Here is a 17,745-nt window from a genome sequence, read left to right on the forward strand (position 1 = left end):
CCGAGATCACGATGCGGCGACGGCGGTCTTCTTGTTCAGCGCCTTCTCCGCGAGGGCGCCGAACGCCAGGCCGAGCGCCAGCCAGAGCGTCACCTGCGTGCCGACCGAAGCCGTGCGGAAGCTCCACAGCGTCGAGGCCGGGAAGTCCGCCGGGACCTCGTCGACCACCGGCATCAGCCAGGCCACCACGCCGATCACGACGAGGTAGCCCGCCGCCGCCAGCAGGAAGCCGTTCCACGCTCCGAATCGGTCGGCCAGCTTGCGGCCGAACACCGTCGCGAGGATGCCCACCAGCAGCGACACCGCGACGAACCCGAAGTAGAGCTCGGTGCGCGAGCCGATCGTGCCGGGCTGGCCGACCGCCGGCGGGTTGGCCGGGTACTTCAGGAAGGGCACCAGGAACACCACGGCGAACGCGCCGCCGGTGAGCAGCAGCGCTGTCACGCGGGGGCGGAGGTTGCCGAGGCGGCCCTGGGCGAAGGCGAAGGCCAGCGACAGCAGGCCGCCGATCGCGACGCCGTAGACGAGCACGCCGGTCAGCAGCCCGACGGTGCTCTGGATGTCCCTCGGGACGAGCTCTTCCTCGTGTTCTTCCGCCGGCGCGGCGCCGGCGTCGTGGGAATGGGAGTGGCCGCCGGAGTCTTCGAGGCCGATGGCGGTGGTGACCGACGGCTCGCCGAAGGCGTAGGCGAATCCGAACGCGAGCACGCCGGCGATCAGGCCCGCGAGCATGCCGCGGACCAGCAGGGTCTTCATCATCGGAGGCCGCGCCGCCGATCAGTGACAGGGGAAGGCCAGCAGGTGCCGGCCGTCGTGCACGAACTCGTGGACGTAGGAGTTCGCGAACACCGCGGTGGCGCCCTGCTCGGCGCTGACGAAGTACAGCGCGATCAGGGCGAGGAGCACCACGAACACCGCCCACGGCACGATCTCACGGATCGGGATGCGGATCGGGAGCGGGACGGCGGGAGCTGCCGTGTGGGACATGAGCGTGGCCTCCTCGGGCTTTCGCGGCCTCATCGGGGTCGGTCACGAGGATCCGGGTCTGGCTTCCCCCTGGTGGGGGTCACAGTGGCGCGACCGCGCGGACTTGCACCGCGTTCCGGAATCTCCTCGTCTGGCCGGTTGAGCGTAGGTCCGCCGTTTGGGCCGCGTCAATGTGACAATGCCGCGGTGACTCGAATGGTGGCGGCCCTCGATGTGGGCGGGACGACGATCAAGGCGGCGTTGCTCGACGAGCAGCTGCAGCCCCAGGCGACGCTGCGGGCGGAGACGGCGCGCAGCGCGGACGGCACGGCGCTGGCGGCGCAGGTCGACGAGATCGTGACGGCGCTGGCGGAGCAGGCGGGCACCGGGCGGCCGTCGGCGGTGGGCGTGGTGGTGCCCGGGATCGTCGACGAGGAGACCCGCGTCTGCCACTTCTCGGCCAACCTGGACTGGCGCGAGGTCCCGTTCGGCGAGCTGCTGGAGGGACGGCTGGGGCTGCCGGTGGCGTTCGGCCACGACGTGACGGCGGGCGGCATCGCGGAGTTCCGGGTGGGCGCGGGCCAGGGCGCGACGAACGCGGCGTTCATCCCGGTGGGCACGGGCATCGCGGCGGCCCTGCTGCTCGACGGCCGCATCCACCGCGCGCACGGGCAGGCGGGCGAGGTCGGCCACATCGACGTGGGACACCAAGGCAAGTGCGGCTGCGGAGCGACGGGCTGCCTGGAGGCGATTTCTTCGGCGGCGGCGATCGCCCGGAGGTACACGGAGAGAACGGGCCGCGCGGCCGACGGGGCGCGCGAGGTGGTGGAGCTGGCCCGCCACGGCGACGAGGTGGCGGTGGCGGTGGTCCAGGACGCACTGGACGGCCTGGGGCACGGAATCCGGACATTGCTGACGTTGCTGGGCCCGGAGGTGATCGTGCTGGGCGGAGGATTGTTCACGGCGGCGGATTACGTGCTGGAGCCGGTCCGCGAGTGGCTGGCTTCGCACTTGACGTTCCAGCGGATGCCGGAGCTGCGGATCGCCAAGCTGGGCGACGAGGCCGGGCGGCTGGGGGCGGGGTTGCTGGCGCTGGATTTGTTGGAGGCATGACGGAAGGCCACGGCCGGCCGCCGGGGTGCGGTTGGCGGGTGGTCGGGGTTGCGCGGCGGGGCGGGCTGCATTGCCGGGGTTTGAGTGGCGCGCGGCGCTTGGTGAGGCGGCGGTCGGCGTGCGCCGTGCGGGGTTTGGGATGGCTGCGGGCATAGCGGACTGGTCGGCGGCGCCGGGTTGCGGGGCGGTGCGCCGCGGGCTGGTCGGGGTGGTCGAGAGTGCATCGGCTGACTGGCGGCGGTTACGCAGCCGGGTCGGCGTAGCCGGGGCGCGGGTGGCAGGCGGCGGCGAGCCAATCGGTCAAGCTCCCCGCCAAGATCCCGCCACCCTCATCCCCAACCCCGGCTCCCTCCAACCGGCCCCCGCCTACCTCTCAAAGTCCCCGCAGGAAAGCCAACGACGGCATGAAGAAGTACTCCCCGCCCCGCAAAGTAACCGCCTGCGGCACCGGCTCCGCCGTCCGTTGGGTCGATCCTCCCCACTCCACCGTGTACTCCGATGTCCCGCGCTCACCCTGGCCGATCACCGGGTCCAGTCCCGGTGTCACGCCCTCCACGATCGGGAAGCCCGGGTTGTCCGCCCACAGTGCCTGGGTGAACTCGAACTGGTTGCCCAGCACCGAATTGAACGCCATGAACAGCAACCCGACCCCGCCGCTGGGGCGCGCCGCCGGGGGTACGTCCGCGTTCGGGTCGTCCGGGCGCTCGCCGTACGTCACACCTCGGCGCGCCATCAAGTGCAGGCGCTCGGCCGCCGGGTCCTCCGCTCCTCCGGAGCCGCGCGGGTTCGTCTTGCGGATGTGTGCCTGGAACGGGCACTTCAGCGCCGCGCGGTCGCTGTCGTACGTGAAGTTGTTCGATACCGGGCTTTCCGCGCCGTCTTCGCGCTGCGTTGTCAGCGGTGTTCCGTCCTCGAACCGGCCGATCAGCATCGCGCCCGCGCGCTCGCGGTCTTCGCCCGTCAGCCCGAGCGTGTCGGCCAGGTCCGACTCCGCCTGCTTGAACCTCCGGACGTTCTGCTCCAGCTTGCGGAACACGAAATAACTGCCGAAGTGGACCGACGGATCCGGGGCCGCGGTGTCCGGCACCAGCACCTGCGACAGCGGCGCCGCCGGGTTCCACACGTTGATGCCGTCGGTGTTGTTCTTCTCCGCGTCCACGTCCTCGGTCAGGAACAGCGGCTGGCTCCGGCCGTCGACGTACCCGAAGTGCTCGATGCCCTCGCCGCGCGCGTTCACGCGGCCGAGGCCCGTTTCCTCCGCCAGCACCGTGACCGAGTCCGGCAGCAGGCCGAGGATTTCGTTGCGCCGCGCGGTCATCGCCTTGTCCGTCGCGTCGCCGATCAGCACCACCGCGTGGATTTCGCCGTGGTAGCCCGGATCGAACGTCGACCGCGGCGGGTCGTTCAGCCGCCGCCGCGTCGCCGGTGCCGCCATTCCGCGCCGGAACGCTTCGTCCGCCGGGAACTCCGAGACGCCGAGGACGCCGTAACCCGCCGCTGTCAGCCCGACGCCGACGTACGGCGTGCCCGCCGCGCCGGCGTCCTTGAACGCGCCGACCTCTTCGAGGTGCGCCTTCGCCGACTTCATCTTCCCGGTGAGCGACACCAGGAACGCCCGCGCCTCCGCCGCGTCGCCGAATCCCAGCAGCAGCGCGGAAAGGTGGTCGCGGACGTGGGCCTTGAGGATGTTCGGCTGCAGTTCGCCGAGCATCACTTCGGCATCCCCGGTCGCGGTGGTCCAGGACAACGTGCTGGACAGATCGACACTCCTTGCGGGCTCCCCTCCCGTTTTGAACGGGCGCACGCCCGCACCGAATCCCCCTCGCCGGTGCGGTGCGTGCCCCCTGCGACCCAGGTTGCCTTCGCTGTAGTGCCTCGTGCCACCGAAACCCCGGCATTCACACGAAAGATTAAGTTGAACGCGGAATCGGTTAGCGCGCAACAAAAACGCGGGCCCCGGGGAACCGGGACCCGCGTTCTCGTCAGCTGACGGTCAGTACCACCACTGCGACTTGCCGCCCGCGATGTAGTCCCACAGCTGCAGCCGCGTGCCGTTGGAGCCGACCGAACCCTCGCCGGTCAGGTAGCGGTTGTTCTGCGGGCTCTGCAGCCGCAGGTAGCCCTCCGGGTTCACGGTGTCGGCCCACCACTGGTTCTTGGCGCCCGCCCGGTAGTCCCACAGCTGGACCTTGGTGCCGTTGGCGCCGGCCGTGCCGAGGTCGGCGTCGAGGTACCGGCCGCTCTGCACGTTCTGGAAGCGCAGGTAGCCCTCCGGAATGCGGGTGATGTAGAACGCCTGGTTCGCGGCGTACTCGTTGCAGTCCCACAGCTGCATCTTCGTGCCGTTGGCGCCGATCGTGCCGAGGTCGGCGTCCCAGCAACGGCCGAACGCGGCGGACTCGATCAGGTAGGCGTCGGCCTCGGCGACCTGCGCGCCCGCGACCCCGGCGGTGGACCGGTGCGCGGCACCGACCTTCGCCGGCCGCAGCTTGATCCCGCCGGCGAGCGCCGAGACCGCGGTGCCCTTGCCGTCGGCGGGCGCCGCACCGGCCTGCGGAACGGCGACCAGGCCGAACAGGCCCGCCGCCGCGGCGACCGTCACCATCAGCCGCTTCATCTTCGTCATGCTTCCCCTTTTCGTCGGTTCACCCGTGGTGACGAAAGGGGCGCCAGCGGCCCCCGGGCCCGCGTGGACCCGGCGCGTGGTCGTGCCGGCGAATCCCCCTCGTCGAGACCGTCAAACCCCCGAAAGCGATCTCTCGGACCATCATTCAGTGCGGTCCCGCCGTCGTCGAGGTCATTTCCGCGAGGGGCCAAAACGCACGTCAGGCGTGTAACGGAACGGAACCGGCGCCGATAGAGGGGCAGACAGCGGGGGGAGAGGCGTGCGCATCGAGCTGACGTTGCCCGACCTCGTCCGCGTCGGGCTCGCCGCGGCGGCCGACCCGATGGGGGAGCTCGCCGCGAGCCTGCAGGTCCTGCAGCGCCGCGACGGCGGCCGCACCGCGGCTTCGGCGGCGTTCACGCGCTGGCGGTACCGCGTGTGGCAGAGCCTGCCCGAGTCGGCGGCCGTGCTGATGTGGCTGTGCCGTCCGGGCGCGTCGCTCCCCGCGTTCCTGCTGCCCGCGGCGGGCCGCTACGAGCTGGAATCCGGGCTCGCGGCGGTGCTGAAGACGGATCCGCTGAGCCTGAAGACGGCATTGCGCACCGCGCCGGCCGCGCGTGACCTGCCGTCGTGGGCCGCCGCGCTCGCCGACGGCGACACCGCGGGCCTGCCGCGGCTGGTCCAGGCGATGCGCGACTACCACGAGGTCGCGATCGCCCCCGGCTGGGAGACGGTGTCCGGCCAGGTGGACGCCGACCTCGGGATGCGCACGCAGCTGCTGCTCCACGGCGGCGTCGACGCGGTGCTGACCGGCCTGCGCCCGCTCGTCCGCTGGGACGCGCCCGTGCTGGAGACCGACGACCGGATCCCCGGCACGGTCCCCTCGGGGGGCACGGGCCTGCTGCTGGTGCCGACGTACTTCTCGGTGTGCGCGGGCCTGGTCCAGCCGGCCCCGGGCGGCACGCCGCGGCTGCACTACCCGTGCGTCCGCCAGGCCGCCCCGCCGGCGGGGTTCGGCCGCGGCGCGCACAAGGCGACGGAACGGGCGCTGGCGGACCTGCTGGGCCCGACCCGCGCGGCGGCGCTGGCGGTACTGGCGGTGGGCTGTTCGACGTCGGAGCTGGCGGCGCGGCTGGGCGTCACGCCGTCGGCGGTCAGCAAGCACACGACGGTGCTGCGGCGGGCCGGGCTGATCACCACCCACCGGGAGCGGAACACGGTCCTGCATTCGCTCACGCCGCTGGGAAGCGCGCTCCTCGACACCTAGCCCAGCGCGGCGGCCGCCTGCACCAGCTCGGCCAGGGCTTCCCGGGCCAGTTCGCCGAAACCCCGCTCGTTTGACGGCTCCACCCACCGCGCGAAGCCCGTCGTGAACGCCAGGCCGCCGATCTCCGCGGCCAAGCTCGCCGACGGGTCCGGGACGCCCCGAGCGCGCAACGCGGAAGCCATCGCGCCCCGGAGTTTCGCGCGCTTGAGCAGCTCGCGCTCGCGGAGGTCCGGCTGGCCCGCGACCACCTGCCGCACCTTCTGTGCCCACTCCCGCCGGTCCGCGTCGAACGCCGTCTCGACCGCCGTCAGGGCCGCCGAGACCGCCTCGATCGGGGTCGCGGACGCGGGTGCCGCGGCGATCGCGTCCGCGAGGAGGCCGCTCAGGACGTCCTGGCCCGCGAACAGGACCTCGCGCTTGTCGCCGAAGTGCCGGAAGAACGTCCGCTTCGTCAGTCCCGCCCGCTCGGTGATCTCCGCGACCGTCACGGCGTCGTAGCCGCGCTCGAGGAACGACTCCACCGCGGCGCGCACCAGCCGCTCGCGTGCGTTCGGTTCCCACCGGCTCATGCCCTCCAGCCTAAGCGATGACACCGGGTGTCGTCATCGTGCTACGGTTGATGGCACCAGGTGTCATCACGGGAGGTTCTCATGCGTGTCTTCGTCACCGGGGCGTCCGGCTGGATCGGCCGATCGCTCCTCCCCGAACTCCTCGAGGCCGGCCACGACGTGGCCGGGCTCGCTCGCTCGGACGCGTCGGCCGAGGCGGTGGCGAAAACCGGCGCCGACGTCGTCCGCGGGGACCTCACGGACCTCGACACCCTGCGAACGGCCGCCGCCGAAGCCGAGGGCGTCGTCCACCTGGCCTTCGGTCACGACTTCGGCCGGGTGGAAGACGCGATCCGCATCGACGCGGCGGTCGTCGAGGCGCTGGGGGAGGTGCTCGACGGCAAGGTGTTCGTCGCCGCCTCGGGAACGCCGATCGTGCCCGGGCAGACCGCGACCGAGCAGGACGATCCGGCCGGCTTCGGGCCGGTCGCGGGCCGCGCGGAGGTCGCGCGGTCGGTGCTGAAGACGGCCGAACACGGTGTTCGCGCGTCGGTCGTACGGCTGCCGCGGTCGGTGCACGGCGAAGGGGACGCCCACGGGCTCATCGCACGGCTGATCGGCCTCGGCCGGGAAAAGGGCATCGCCGCGTACGTCGGCGACGGCTCGCCGCGCTGGCCGGCGGTGCACGTCGCCGATGCCGCGCACCTGTTCCGCCTCGCGCTGGAGCAGGCGCCGGCGGGCTCGGTGCTGCACGCGGTGGGCGACGAAGGCGTGGCGATCCGCGATGTCGCCGAAGTGGCCGGCCGCCGCCTCGGCCTGCCGGCGACGTCGGTCGAGGCGGGCGAACTCGGCTTCCTGGGCCCGCTCCTGGCGATCGACCAGCCCGCGTCCAGCGAAAGGACGCGGGCGCTGCTCGGCTGGCAGCCGACGCACCCGGGACTGCTCGACGACCTCGAAAAGGGTTACTACGGCTGAGAAGTGGGACAGCGCCGGCGGAGGTGGCGACAGTGACACCCCCGCCGGCGCCGGGTTCTACGCGATCGGCCGGTCCGTCGGCGCGATCGGGGCGGGCAGGACGTCCCGCCCGGTCAGGTAGGCGTCCACGCCGGCCGCCGCGCTGCGGCCCTCCGCGATCGCCCACACGATCAGGGACTGGCCGCGGCCCATGTCACCGGCCACGAACACGTTGTCCAGGCTCGTCTTGAACGCCTTGTCGCGGGCGACGTTGCCGCGCGCGTCCAGCTCGACGCCGAGGTCCTCGAGCAGGCCCTTCTTCTGCGGCCCGAGAAAGCCCATCGCCAGCAGGACGAGCTGCGCGGGCAGCTCGCGCTCCGTGCCGGGCACCGGGACGAACTTGCCGCCCTCGTTGCGCACCTCGACCAGCTTCAGCGCCCGGACGCGCCCGTCGGAGTCGCCCAGGAACTCCTGCGTGTTCACCGCGTACAGCCGCTCGCCGCCCTCTTCGTGCGCCGAGGACACCCGGTAGATCATCGGGTAGGTCGGCCACGGGTGCGCGTCCGAACGGGACTCCGGCGGCTTGGGCATGATCTCCAGCTGCGTCACCGAACGGGCACCCTGGCGGTGCGACGTCCCGACGCAGTCCGCGCCCGTGTCACCGCCGCCGATGACCACGACGTCCAGGCCCGCGGCGTCGAAGGGCGACTTCTCGAGCTCCCCGGAAGCCACCCGGTTGGCCGGCGGCAGGAACTCCATCGCCTGGTGGATGCCGTCCAGCTCCCGGCCGGGGATCGGCAGGTCGCGCCAGTCGGTCGCGCCACCGGCCAGTACCACGGCGTCGTACGACGAAGTCAGCTTCGACGCGGAGATGTCGACGCCGACGTTCACCGACGTCCGGAACTCCGTGCCCTCGGCCGCCATCTGCGCGAGACGGCGGTCGAGGCGGGACTTCTCCATCTTGAACTCGGGGATGCCGTAGCGCAGCAGCCCGCCGATCTTGTCGGCCCGCTCGAGGACCACGACGCTGTGGCCCGCGCGCGTGAGCTGCTGCGCCGCGGCGAGTCCCGACGGGCCGGAGCCCACGACCGCGACCTTCTTGCCCGTCTTCGCAACCGGCGGCTGCGGTGTCACCCAGCCTTCGTCGAAGGCGCGGTCGATGATGGAGATCTCGACGCGCTTGATCGTCACCGGGTCGTCGTTGATGCCGAGCACGCACGCGGTTTCGCACGGCGCCGGGCACAGCGTGCCGGTGAACTCCGGGAAGTTGTTCGTCGCGTGCAGCCGTTCGATCGCCTGCTGCCAGTCCTCGCGCCAGGTCAGGGTGTTCCACTCGGGGATGAGGTTCCCGAGCGGGCAGCCCTGGTGGCAGAAGGGGATCCCGCAGTCCATGCACCGGCCGGCCTGCTTCTGCAGCTTCGTCGTGGCGAAGTCTTCGTAGACCTCTCGCCAGTCCAGCAGCCGCAGGTCGACCGGGCGGCGCTTCGGCTCTTCGCGGGTGGTGGTCAGAAAGCCCTTGGGGTCAGCCATGTGCGGCCTCCATGATCGCCTCGTTCACGTCGCGCCCGTCGCGCTCGGCCTGCACCTGGGCGGCGAGCACGCGCTTGTAGTCCTTCGGCATGACCTTCCCGAAGCGGTCGACGCCCGCGTCCCAGTCGGCCAGCAGTTCCCGCGCGACGGCGGATTCCGTTTCGTCGTAGTGCTTTTCCAGGGTCTCGCGCAGGAAGTCCGCGTCCTCGGAGTCGAGCGGGTCGAGGTCGACCATCTCCGGGTTGACGCGGTGCGCGGGCAGGTCGAGCACGTAGGCGATGCCGCCGGACATGCCGGCCGCGAAGTTCCGCCCGATCGGGCCGAGCACGACCATCCGGCCGCCGGTCATGTACTCGCCGCCGTGGTCGCCGACGCCTTCGACGACGGCCAGCGCGCCCGAGTTGCGCACGCAGAACCGTTCGCCGACCTTGCCGCGGATGAAGATCTCGCCGCTCGTGGCGCCGTAGGCGATCACGTTGCCCGCGATGATGTGGTCCTCGGCGGCGTACTTCGCTTCGCGAGGCGGCCGCACGATCAGCCGGCCACCGGAAAGGCCCTTGCCGACGTAGTCGTTGCCGTCGCCGAACAGCCGCAGCGTGATGCCCTTCGGCACGAACGCGCCGAACGACTGGCCCGCGGTGCCGGTGAAGGTGACGTCGATGGTGTCGTCGGGCAGGCCTTCGCCGCCCCACCGCTTGGTCAGCTCGGAGCCGAGCATGGTGCCGACGGTCCGGTTCACGTTGCGGACCGGCAGTTCCAGCCGCACCTTGTCACCCGAGTTCAACGCGCCTTCGGCGAGCTGGATCAGCGTGTTGTCCAGGGCCTTCTCCAGGCCGTGGTCCTGCAGCGTCTGCTGCAGCCGCAGCCCGGCCGGGGCCATGTCGGGCACGTGGAAGATCGGCGACAGGTCGAGCCCGGCCGCCTTCCAGTGCTCGATGGCCTTGCGCTTGTCGAGGAACTCGGCGTGCCCGACGGCCTCGGCGATCGACCGGAAACCCAGCTCCGCCAGGTACTCCCGGACTTCCTGGGCGATGAACTCGAAGAAGTTGACGACGTATTCGGCCTTGCCGCTGAACTTCTCGCGCAGCTTGGGGTTCTGCGTCGCGACGCCCACCGGGCACGTGTCGAGGTGGCAGACGCGCATCATGATGCAGCCCGACACCACCAGCGGCGCGGTCGCAAAGCCGAACTCCTCGGCGCCGAGCAGGGCCGCGACGACGACGTCACGCCCGGTCTTGAGCTGGCCGTCGGTCTGCACGACGATCCGGTCGCGCAGCCGGTTGGCCAGTAGGGTCTGCTGCGTCTCGGCCAGGCCCAGCTCCCACGGGCCACCCGCGTGCTTGATCGACGACAGCGGCGACGCGCCGGTGCCGCCGTCGTGGCCCGAGATGAGCACGACGTCGGCGTGCGCCTTGGAGACGCCCGCCGCGACCGTGCCGACGCCGACCTCGGACACGAGCTTCACGTGGATGCGCGCGTTCGGGTTGGCGTTCTTGAGGTCGTGGATCAGCTGCGCCAGGTCCTCGATCGAGTAGATGTCGTGGTGCGGTGGCGGCGAAATGAGGCCGACGCCCGGCGTCGAGAACCGCGTCTTCGCGATCCACGGGTACACCTTCGCGCCGGGCAGCTGCCCGCCCTCGCCGGGCTTCGCGCCCTGCGCCATCTTGATCTGGATGTCGTCGGCGTTGACGAGGTACTCGCTCGTGACGCCGAAGCGGCCGGACGCGACCTGCTTGACCGCGGAGCGCCGCTCCGGATCGTACAGCCGTTCCGGGTCCTCGCCGCCCTCACCGGTGTTCGACTTGCCGCCGAGGCGGTTCATCGCGATGGCGAGGGTCTGGTGCATCTCCATCGAGATCGAGCCGTAGGAGATGGCGCCGGTGGCGAACCGCTTGACGATCTCCGAGACCGGCTCGACCTCCTCGATCGGCACCGGCGCGCGCTTGCCGTACTTGAAGTCGAACAACCCGCGCAGCGTCAACAGCTTCTCGGCCTGGTCGTCGACGGCCTTCGTGTACTCCTTGAAGATCTCGTACTTCCCGGAGCGCGTGGAGTGCTGGAGCTTGAACACCGTCTGCGGGTTGAACAGGTGCGGCTCGCCCTCGCGGCGCCACTGGTAGTCCGCGCCGGTCTCCAGCTCGCGGTGCGCCGCACGGAAGCCGTCGGCCGGGAACGCGTACTTGTGCCGCTTCGCGACCTCGTCGGCGAGGGTCTCGAAGCCGACGCCGCCGAGGCGGGACGTCGTGCCGGTGAAGCAGGTCTCGATGACCTCTTCGCCGAGCCCGATCGCCTCGAAGATCTGCGCGCCGGTGTAGGACGCGACGGTCGAGACGCCCATCTTGGACATCGTCTTGCGGACGCCCTTGCCGAGCGCCTTGATCAGGTTCTGCGTCGCTTCCTTCGGCGTGACACCGGGGATCAGGCCCTGGTGGGCCATCTCCTCGACGGTCGCCATCGCCAGGTACGGGTTCACCGCGGCGACGCCGTAGCCGATGAGCAGCGCGATGTGGTGCACCTCGCGCGCGTCGCCCGCCTCGACGATGAGGCCGACCTGCGTGCGCGTCTTCTCGCGGACGAGGTGGTGGTGCACCGCGCCGGTCAGCAGCAGCGACGGGATGGGCGCGTGGTCTTCGTCGACCCCGCGGTCGGACAGCACGATCAGCCGCGCGCCGTCCTCGATCGCCTCCGACACCTCGGCGCGGATCTCGTCGAGCCGCTTGACCAGCGCCTCGCCGCCGCCGTGGACGTTGTAGCGGCCGAGCACGGTGACGGCCTGGAACTCCGGCAGGTCGCCGTCGTCGTTGACGTGCACCAGCTTGGCGAGCTGGTCGTTGTCGAGCACCGGGAACGGCAGCACGATCCGGCGGCAGCTGGACGCGTCGCCTTCGAGGAGGTTCGGCTCGGCGCCGATCTGCGTGCCCAGCGCGGTGACGAGCTCCTCGCGGATGGCGTCCAGCGGCGGGTTCGTCACCTGGGCGAAGAGCTGGATGAAGTAGTCGAACAGCAGCCGCGGCCGGCTGGACAGCGTCGCGATCGGCGAGTCGTTGCCCATCGAGCCGATCGGCTCCGCGCCGGTGCGGGCCATCGGCTCGAGGATGGCTTCGAGCTCTTCCTCGGTGTAGCCGAACGCCTGCTGGCGGCGCACGAGCGCGGCGTGCAGCGGCACTTCGCGGTCCCGCTCGGGCAGGTCCTCCAGGTGCAGGAGACCGGCCTCGACCCACTCGTCGTACGGGTGCGCGGTGGCCAGCTCGGTCTTGATCTCCTCGTCCTCGATGATCCGGCCCTCGGCGGTGTCCACGAGGAACATCCGGCCGGGCTCGAGGCGACCCTTGCGGACGATCGTCGCCGGGTCGATGTCGAGCACGCCGACCTCGGAGGCGAGCACGACGAGACCGTCGTCGGTCACCCAGTAGCGGCCGGGGCGCAGGCCGTTGCGGTCGAGCACCGCGCCGATCTGGGAGCCGTCGGTGAACGCGACGAGCGCGGGGCCGTCCCACGGCTCCATCAAAGTCGAGTGGAACTCGTAGAAGGCGCGTCGCGCCGGGTCCATCTCCTGGTGGTTCTCCCAGGCTTCCGGGATCATCATGAGCACCGCGTGGGGCAGCGAGCGGCCGCCGAGGTGCAGCAGTTCCAGGACCTCGTCGAAGGAGGCCGAGTCGCTCGCGCCGCGCGTGATCACGGGGTAGACGCGCTTGAGGTCGCCCGGGATCAGGTCGGTTTCGAGGAGGGCCTCGCGGGCGTCCATCCAGTTGCGGTTGCCCCGCAGGGTGTTGATCTCGCCGTTGTGCGCCACGTAGCGGTACGGGTGCGCCAGCGGCCACGACGGGAAGGTGTTGGTGGAGAAGCGGGAGTGCACCAGGCCGATGGCGCTGGTGACGCGCTCGTCGGTGAGGTCGGCGAAGAACCGTTCGACCTGCGGCTCGGTGAGCATTCCTTTGTAGACGATCGTGCGCGAGGACAGCGACGGGAAGTACACGTCGTCCTCGGCGAGCTCGTGCTCGGCGCGCTTGCGGACGCAGAACGCGCTGCGCTCGATGTGCAGCGGGTCCGAGTGCTCCGGCTTCGGGCGGCGCGCGGTGAGGAACAGCTGCGTGAAGTGCGGCATGGTCTCGGCCGCGGTCGGCCCGCAGTGCTCGGTGTGCACCGGCAGCTCGCGCCAGCCGAGGACGCGCATGTCCTCCTCGGCGGCGATGCGCTCGATGGTCGTCATGGCCCGGCCGCGGCGCTTTTCGTCCTGCGGCAGGAAAGCCGTGCCGACGGCGTAGGTGCCCGGCTCGGGGAGCTCGAAGTCCACGACCTCGCGGTAGAACTCGTCCGGGATCTGGATCAGCAGGCCGGCGCCGTCGCCGGTGTCCGGTTCGGCGCCCCGCGCCCCGCGATGTTCCAGGTTGCGCAACGCGACCAGGGCCTTGGCGACGATCGAATGATCTCGGCGGCCGGTCAGGTCGGCGACGAAGGCGACACCACAGGCGTCGTGTTCGTAGTCGCTCCGGTAGAGGCCCTCGGCCTCGGCGTTGCTGAGCTGCTGCCCCGCCGGGGGCAGGGAACGGGCACGGTGGGTCACGGCTGGCCGCCTCCCAAGGCGTCGGCGCGACCGGTACTCACCTCATCGAGTGGTTCGAGCTGAACCGGTTAACGAAGTGGTCCGGGACCGCGATGGTCAGTCGAGAACAGTTGCTGTTGTCGGCGTTGGTGGTGTCACAGTGCAAGACGCCGCGAGGTACCGGCCGAGCGTCGATGCTCGGAAACCGGACGCGGTCATCTGGGAGGCCGCACAACACTGGGCAGCCGAACATGTCGGGTGCTGCGTGCGCGCACAGACCGGCCACTGTGGTGGGGGCCAGTCGGAGCGCGCGGTGTTACTCCCGGGTTCGCCGGGTCTTATGACGATAGTGTGAATTCGCTGTTATCGACATACGTCGTTGCGCCCGGGTGGGAAATGCCACGGTTGCGTTGACGAGGCCCAGGGTAGTCCCATATGCCGGGCTGTTTCTCCCGTAGACCGGTCAATGTTGGCTCTGACCTGCGGAAACGTCTGTCCCAAGTGGCCCGGGGCGGGTGTCGCGCCACCGCCGGAGGGTGAGAAGCTGGCTGCATGGCGGACCCGTCCGATGACTGATCGTTATCTCTCCGTGGCTCGTTCCGGGGTCCGCGAGCTCGAGATCAAGCGCTCCCGGTTCCTCTGCGCGGTCGCTCCGGTGACCTCGGAGGAGGCCGCGCGCGAGTTCATCGCGGCCCGCCGCCGGGCCGATCCGGGGGCGCGGCACCACTGTCACGCGTTCGTTTTGGGCGCTGACGGGCGAACCCGGCGGTCCAGTGACGACGGTGAGCCGGCCGGCACCGCGGGCGCGCCGATGCTGGAGGTGCTGCGGCGGCGTGAGCTGACCGACACGGTCGCGGTCGTCTCGCGCTACTTCGGCGGAGTGCTGCTCGGGGCGGGCGGGTTGATCCGCGCGTACGGTCAGTCCGTTTCGGACGCACTGGAAGTGGTTGGTGTACTAGAACACCGGCGTCTCACCCTCGTCGAGGTGGCGGTGGGTTACGACCGCGCGGGCCGGCTGGAGAACGACCTGCGCGCGTCGCCGTACTTGGTGCACGCGACCCGCTTCGACGATCTCGCCCGCTTCGAGATCGGGCTGGCGCCGGGGGAGGGGCCGGCTTTCGAGGGGTGGCTGGCGGAGCTGACGAACGGCGAAGCGTCGACGACCGAGCTCGGGGACCACTGGGTGGTCCACCGCGGCTGAGTGGTCCGGTCCGCCAAACCGCTTGACGCGCAACGAACTTTCGGTGCTTCCACCCGAGGGTCCCGTCGTGGCACCATGTCGTGCCACTCCAGTTCCGGCACCACCTCGATCACCAGAACGTCGTCAGCGAAGCGTGCACCACGCTGACAACGTTGTCACCACCTGCTTCGCCCGCCCGACAACGTTGTCGCCCAGCGGAAAGCGTGTGCGACAAGGAGAGGAAAGGTTCATGTCCGGATTATTCGCCGGCCGGCTGCGCGCGGCCGTGCTCGCGGCCGCCGTCGTCGCCGGGGGAACGGGGCTCGTCGCGCCGGCCGCCACGGCCGACACGCTCGCCCTTACGCAGTACGTGAATCCCTTCATCGGCACCGACAACAGCAACTCGCCGAACCCCGTTCCCGGCGGGGCCGGCGGCAGCACGTACCCCGGTGCCGTCGTGCCGTTCGGGATGGTGCAGTTCAGTCCGGACACCCCGACCGCGTCGCCGTCCGGGTACCGCTACAGCGACACCAGCATCGAAGAGTTCAGCCTCACCCACTTCAACGGCGCCGGCTGCGCCAACAACGAAGACCTCGGCCTGCTGCCGATCACCGGCGCGATCGGGACTTCGCCGGGCACCGGCTGGACCGGGTACGCGGGCCGCTACACGAAAGCCAACGAGTCGGCCGCGCCCGGCTACTACAAGAACAAGCTGGACAACTACAACACGACCGTCGAGCTGTCGGCGACCAAGCGGTCCGGCTTCATGAAGCTGACCTACCCCAACACGACGTCCGCGCGGCTGCTCGTCAACACCAGCCGCAGCGCCACCGGCAACCGCACCGGGTCGATCGCCATCAACGGCAGCCAGCTCACCGGTTCGGTGACCGGCGGCGGTTTCTGCGGTTCTTCGAAGACCTACCAGATCTTCTACGTGATCCAGTTCGACCGCGCGCCCAGCGGCTTCGGCACGTGGCTCGGCGGCACGGTGAGCGCCGGGTCGTCGAGCACCAGCGGCACGAACTCCGGCGGCTACGTCACCTTCGACACCTCCAGCAACGCAGAAGTGCAGGCGAAGGTCGGCATCTCGTTCGTCAGCCTGGCCAACGCGCAGGCGAACCTCGCCGCCGAAAACCCCGGCTTCGACTTCGCCGGGATCCGCGGCGCGGCCGACACGAGCTGGAACGGCGTCCTCAACCGGATCCAGGTGACCGGGGGCGCGACGGCGGACCTGCAGAAGTTCTACACGGCGCTGTACCACGTCTTCCAGAACCCGAACATCGCCAGTGACGTGGGCGGCCAGTACCGCGGGTTCGACCAAGCGGTGCACACGGCGTCGCACACCGTCTACCAGAACTACTCCGGCTGGGACATCTACCGGTCGTGGGCCGCGCTGATCGGCTTGGTCGCGCCCGCCGAGGCGAGCGACATCGCGAAGTCGATGGTGCTCGACGGCCAGCAGGGCGGGCTGCTGCCCAAGTGGTCGCACAACAGCAACGAGCACTTCGTGATGACCGGTGACCCCGGGCCGATCATCGTCGGCAGCATGTACGCCTTCGGGGTCCGCGGCTTCGACACCGCGGCGGCACTGACGTTGATGGACAAGAGTTCCAACGGCGGCACCACGCAGGGCCAGGCGATCCGCGGCCGGGAAAGCGGCTACCTCAGCCGGCACTACATCTACGAAGACCCGTCCGACTCGCTCGAGTACTCGGCGTCGGACTTCGCGGTGGCGCAGTTCGCGAAAGCCGTGGGCGACACGACGAAGTACGCGACCTACATGCAGCGCGCCCAGTGGTGGCAGAACGTCTTCGGCACCGACTCGGGCTACATCCAGCCGCGCGGCAGCGACGGGAACTGGGCGTGGCCGGTCGTGCCGTCGAGCAACAGCGGCTACACCGAGGGCAACCCCTCGCAGTACACGTGGATGGTGCCCTACAACTACCAGGGCCTGATCAACCTGATGGGCGGCCGCCAGACCGCCGTCCAGCGGCTGGACCACCACTTCACGCAGCTCAACGGCGGCCTCACCCAGCCGTACTTCTACATCGGCAACGAGCCCGAGCACGGCGTGCCGTGGGCGTACAACTACGCCGCGCACCCGCAGGGCGCGAGCTCCGCGGTGCGGCGCGTGATGAACGAGTCGTTCACCACCGGCCCGGGCGGCCTGCCGGGGAACGACGACCTCGGCGCCACCTCGGCGTGGTACGTCTTCGCCGCGCTGGGGATGTACCCGGCGACGCCCGGTGCGGACGTCCTGGCCCTGCACGGCCCGCTGTTCCCGGCGGCCTCGATCGTCCGGCCGAGCGGCACGATCCAGATCACCGGAACCGGTGCGGGCCAGGGCTCGCAGTACGTCCAGAACCTGAGCGTCAACGGGACCGCGACGACCAGGTCGTGGATCCGCTACGGCGACATCGCGGGCGCGTCGACGCTGAACTACACGATGGGGTCGTCGGCGAGCGCGTGGGGCACGAGCACCACGGACGTCCCGCCGTCGTACAACGACGGGTTCACGCCGCCGCCGGCCGCGCCGGACCTGGGCACGAACCTGGCCCAGGGCAAGGCGGCCACAGGCTCGGCCACCTGCAACTCCGCCGAGACGCCCGCCAAGGCCGTCGACGGCAGCCTGGCGAACAACAGCAAGTTCTGCAGCACCGCGGCGACCAAGTACCTCCAGGTCGACCTGGGGTCGGCGCAGAACGTGTCGTCGTTCGTGGTCAAGCACGCCGGCCTCGGCGGCGAGACGACGGGCTGGAACACCGGCGCGTTCACGATCCAGACGTCGACCGACGGCAGCACGTGGACGACGGTCGCGTCCGTGAGCGGGTCGCGGGCCAGCCGCACGTACCACCCGATCACGACGAGGTCGGCGCGGTACGTGAAGCTGAACCTCACCACGCCGACCAACAACGGTGACGGCGCGGCGCGGATCTACGAGTTCGAGGTCTACCGCTGACCCACCGGTCGTGGGGGGGGGGTGGGGGGGCTGAGGGGCGGCGGAGCGCCACACCACAACGCCCACAAAACCACGGGCCG

General features: G+C 70.6%; 12 protein-coding genes. 5 read left to right on the forward strand and 7 right to left on the reverse strand.

Annotated features, from left to right (window positions below; translation table 11 throughout):
* Positions 1–6: 6 nt before the first annotated feature.
* Together AB0J40_RS46065 and AB0J40_RS46070 are read right to left on the reverse strand one after the other, a co-directional pair.
* On the reverse strand, positions 7–759 hold the full coding sequence (locus tag AB0J40_RS46065; protein WP_364466776.1) for a CbtA family protein: 753 nt from the start codon (positions 757–759) through the stop codon (positions 7–9).
* 18 nt (positions 760–777) lie between these two features.
* Positions 778–987, reverse strand: a complete 210-nt coding sequence (locus AB0J40_RS46070) for a CbtB-domain containing protein (RefSeq protein WP_290052629.1) — start codon at positions 985–987, stop codon at positions 778–780.
* A 195-nt stretch (positions 988–1,182) separates the two neighbouring features.
* On the opposite strand from AB0J40_RS46070, the gene AB0J40_RS46075 reads away from it, so the two are divergent.
* Entirely contained in the window at positions 1,183–2,079 is an 897-nt protein-coding gene (locus tag AB0J40_RS46075; RefSeq protein ID WP_364466796.1) for an ROK family protein, read from the forward strand.
* A 373-nt stretch (positions 2,080–2,452) separates the two neighbouring features.
* Here the strand turns inward: AB0J40_RS46075 and AB0J40_RS46080 are convergent, their stop codons facing one another.
* Complete coding sequence (locus AB0J40_RS46080) at positions 2,453–3,790, reverse strand: Dyp-type peroxidase (protein WP_364466798.1); 1,338 nt, start codon at positions 3,788–3,790, stop codon at positions 2,453–2,455.
* Positions 3,791–4,072: 282 nt separating this feature from the next.
* The gene (locus AB0J40_RS46085) at positions 4,073–4,705 is read right to left on the reverse strand and encodes an RICIN domain-containing protein (protein ID WP_364466778.1); all 633 of its coding nucleotides are present in this window, start codon (positions 4,703–4,705) and stop codon (positions 4,073–4,075) included.
* A 259-nt stretch (positions 4,706–4,964) separates the two neighbouring features.
* On the opposite strand from AB0J40_RS46085, the gene AB0J40_RS46090 reads away from it, so the two are divergent.
* Positions 4,965–5,951, forward strand: a complete 987-nt coding sequence (locus AB0J40_RS46090; protein WP_364466780.1) for a helix-turn-helix domain-containing protein — start codon at positions 4,965–4,967, stop codon at positions 5,949–5,951.
* On the opposite strand, the gene AB0J40_RS46095 is transcribed toward AB0J40_RS46090, so the two are convergent.
* Entirely contained in the window at positions 5,948–6,520 is a 573-nt protein-coding gene (locus AB0J40_RS46095; RefSeq protein ID WP_364466782.1) for a TetR/AcrR family transcriptional regulator, read from the reverse strand. The genes AB0J40_RS46090 and AB0J40_RS46095 overlap by 4 nt on opposite strands.
* An 81-nt stretch (positions 6,521–6,601) precedes the next feature.
* Here AB0J40_RS46095 and AB0J40_RS46100 point away from each other — a divergent pair, with 81 nt between their 5' ends.
* Positions 6,602–7,474 (forward strand): SDR family oxidoreductase, encoded by an 873-nt coding sequence (locus AB0J40_RS46100; RefSeq protein WP_364466784.1) that lies wholly within the window; start codon positions 6,602–6,604, stop codon positions 7,472–7,474.
* 57 nt (positions 7,475–7,531) lie between these two features.
* On the opposite strand, the gene AB0J40_RS46105 is transcribed toward AB0J40_RS46100, so the two are convergent.
* Both AB0J40_RS46105 and gltB read right to left on the reverse strand, forming a co-directional pair.
* A complete protein-coding gene (locus AB0J40_RS46105; protein ID WP_364466785.1) occupies positions 7,532–8,983 on the reverse strand; it encodes a glutamate synthase subunit beta in 1,452 nt (483 codons plus the stop codon).
* On the reverse strand, positions 8,976–13,547 hold the full coding sequence (gene gltB / locus AB0J40_RS46110) for a glutamate synthase large subunit (protein WP_364466787.1): 4,572 nt from the start codon (positions 13,545–13,547) through the stop codon (positions 8,976–8,978). Before gltB ends, AB0J40_RS46105 begins: the two co-directional genes overlap by 8 nt.
* Before the next feature lie 547 nt (positions 13,548–14,094).
* On the opposite strand from gltB, the gene AB0J40_RS46115 reads away from it, so the two are divergent.
* A complete protein-coding gene (locus AB0J40_RS46115) occupies positions 14,095–14,727 on the forward strand; it encodes a YigZ family protein (protein ID WP_364466789.1) in 633 nt (210 codons plus the stop codon).
* Positions 14,728–14,956: 229 nt separating this feature from the next.
* Complete coding sequence (locus tag AB0J40_RS46120) at positions 14,957–17,665, forward strand: GH92 family glycosyl hydrolase (RefSeq protein ID WP_364466791.1); 2,709 nt, start codon at positions 14,957–14,959, stop codon at positions 17,663–17,665.
* Positions 17,666–17,745: the final 80 nt, after the last annotated feature.

This window comes from Amycolatopsis sp. NPDC049691 (assembly GCF_040675005.1).
In the GTDB taxonomy this organism is placed as follows: domain Bacteria; phylum Actinomycetota; class Actinomycetes; order Mycobacteriales; family Pseudonocardiaceae; genus Amycolatopsis.

What these genes read in the sequence shown, in the direction of transcription:
- AB0J40_RS46095 (WP_364466782.1), bottom strand. Translation starts at nt 6,520, where the DNA reads ATGAGCCGGTGGGAACCGAACGCACGCGAGCGGCTGGTGCGCGCCGCG.
- AB0J40_RS46075 (WP_364466796.1), top strand. Translation starts at nt 1,183, where the DNA reads ATGGTGGCGGCCCTCGATGTGGGCGGGACGACGATCAAGGCGGCGTTG.
- AB0J40_RS46080 (WP_364466798.1), bottom strand. Translation starts at nt 3,790, where the DNA reads ATGCTCGGCGAACTGCAGCCGAACATCCTCAAGGCCCACGTCCGCGAC.
- AB0J40_RS46120 (WP_364466791.1), top strand. Translation starts at nt 14,957, where the DNA reads ATGTCCGGATTATTCGCCGGCCGGCTGCGCGCGGCCGTGCTCGCGGCC.
- AB0J40_RS46100 (WP_364466784.1), top strand. Translation starts at nt 6,602, where the DNA reads ATGCGTGTCTTCGTCACCGGGGCGTCCGGCTGGATCGGCCGATCGCTC.
- AB0J40_RS46070 (WP_290052629.1), bottom strand. Translation starts at nt 987, where the DNA reads ATGTCCCACACGGCAGCTCCCGCCGTCCCGCTCCCGATCCGCATCCCG.
- AB0J40_RS46105 (WP_364466785.1), bottom strand. Translation starts at nt 8,983, where the DNA reads ATGGCTGACCCCAAGGGCTTTCTGACCACCACCCGCGAAGAGCCGAAG.
- AB0J40_RS46065 (WP_364466776.1), bottom strand. Translation starts at nt 759, where the DNA reads ATGATGAAGACCCTGCTGGTCCGCGGCATGCTCGCGGGCCTGATCGCC.
- AB0J40_RS46085 (WP_364466778.1), bottom strand. Translation starts at nt 4,705, where the DNA reads ATGACGAAGATGAAGCGGCTGATGGTGACGGTCGCCGCGGCGGCGGGC.
- AB0J40_RS46115 (WP_364466789.1), top strand. Translation starts at nt 14,095, where the DNA reads ATGACTGATCGTTATCTCTCCGTGGCTCGTTCCGGGGTCCGCGAGCTC.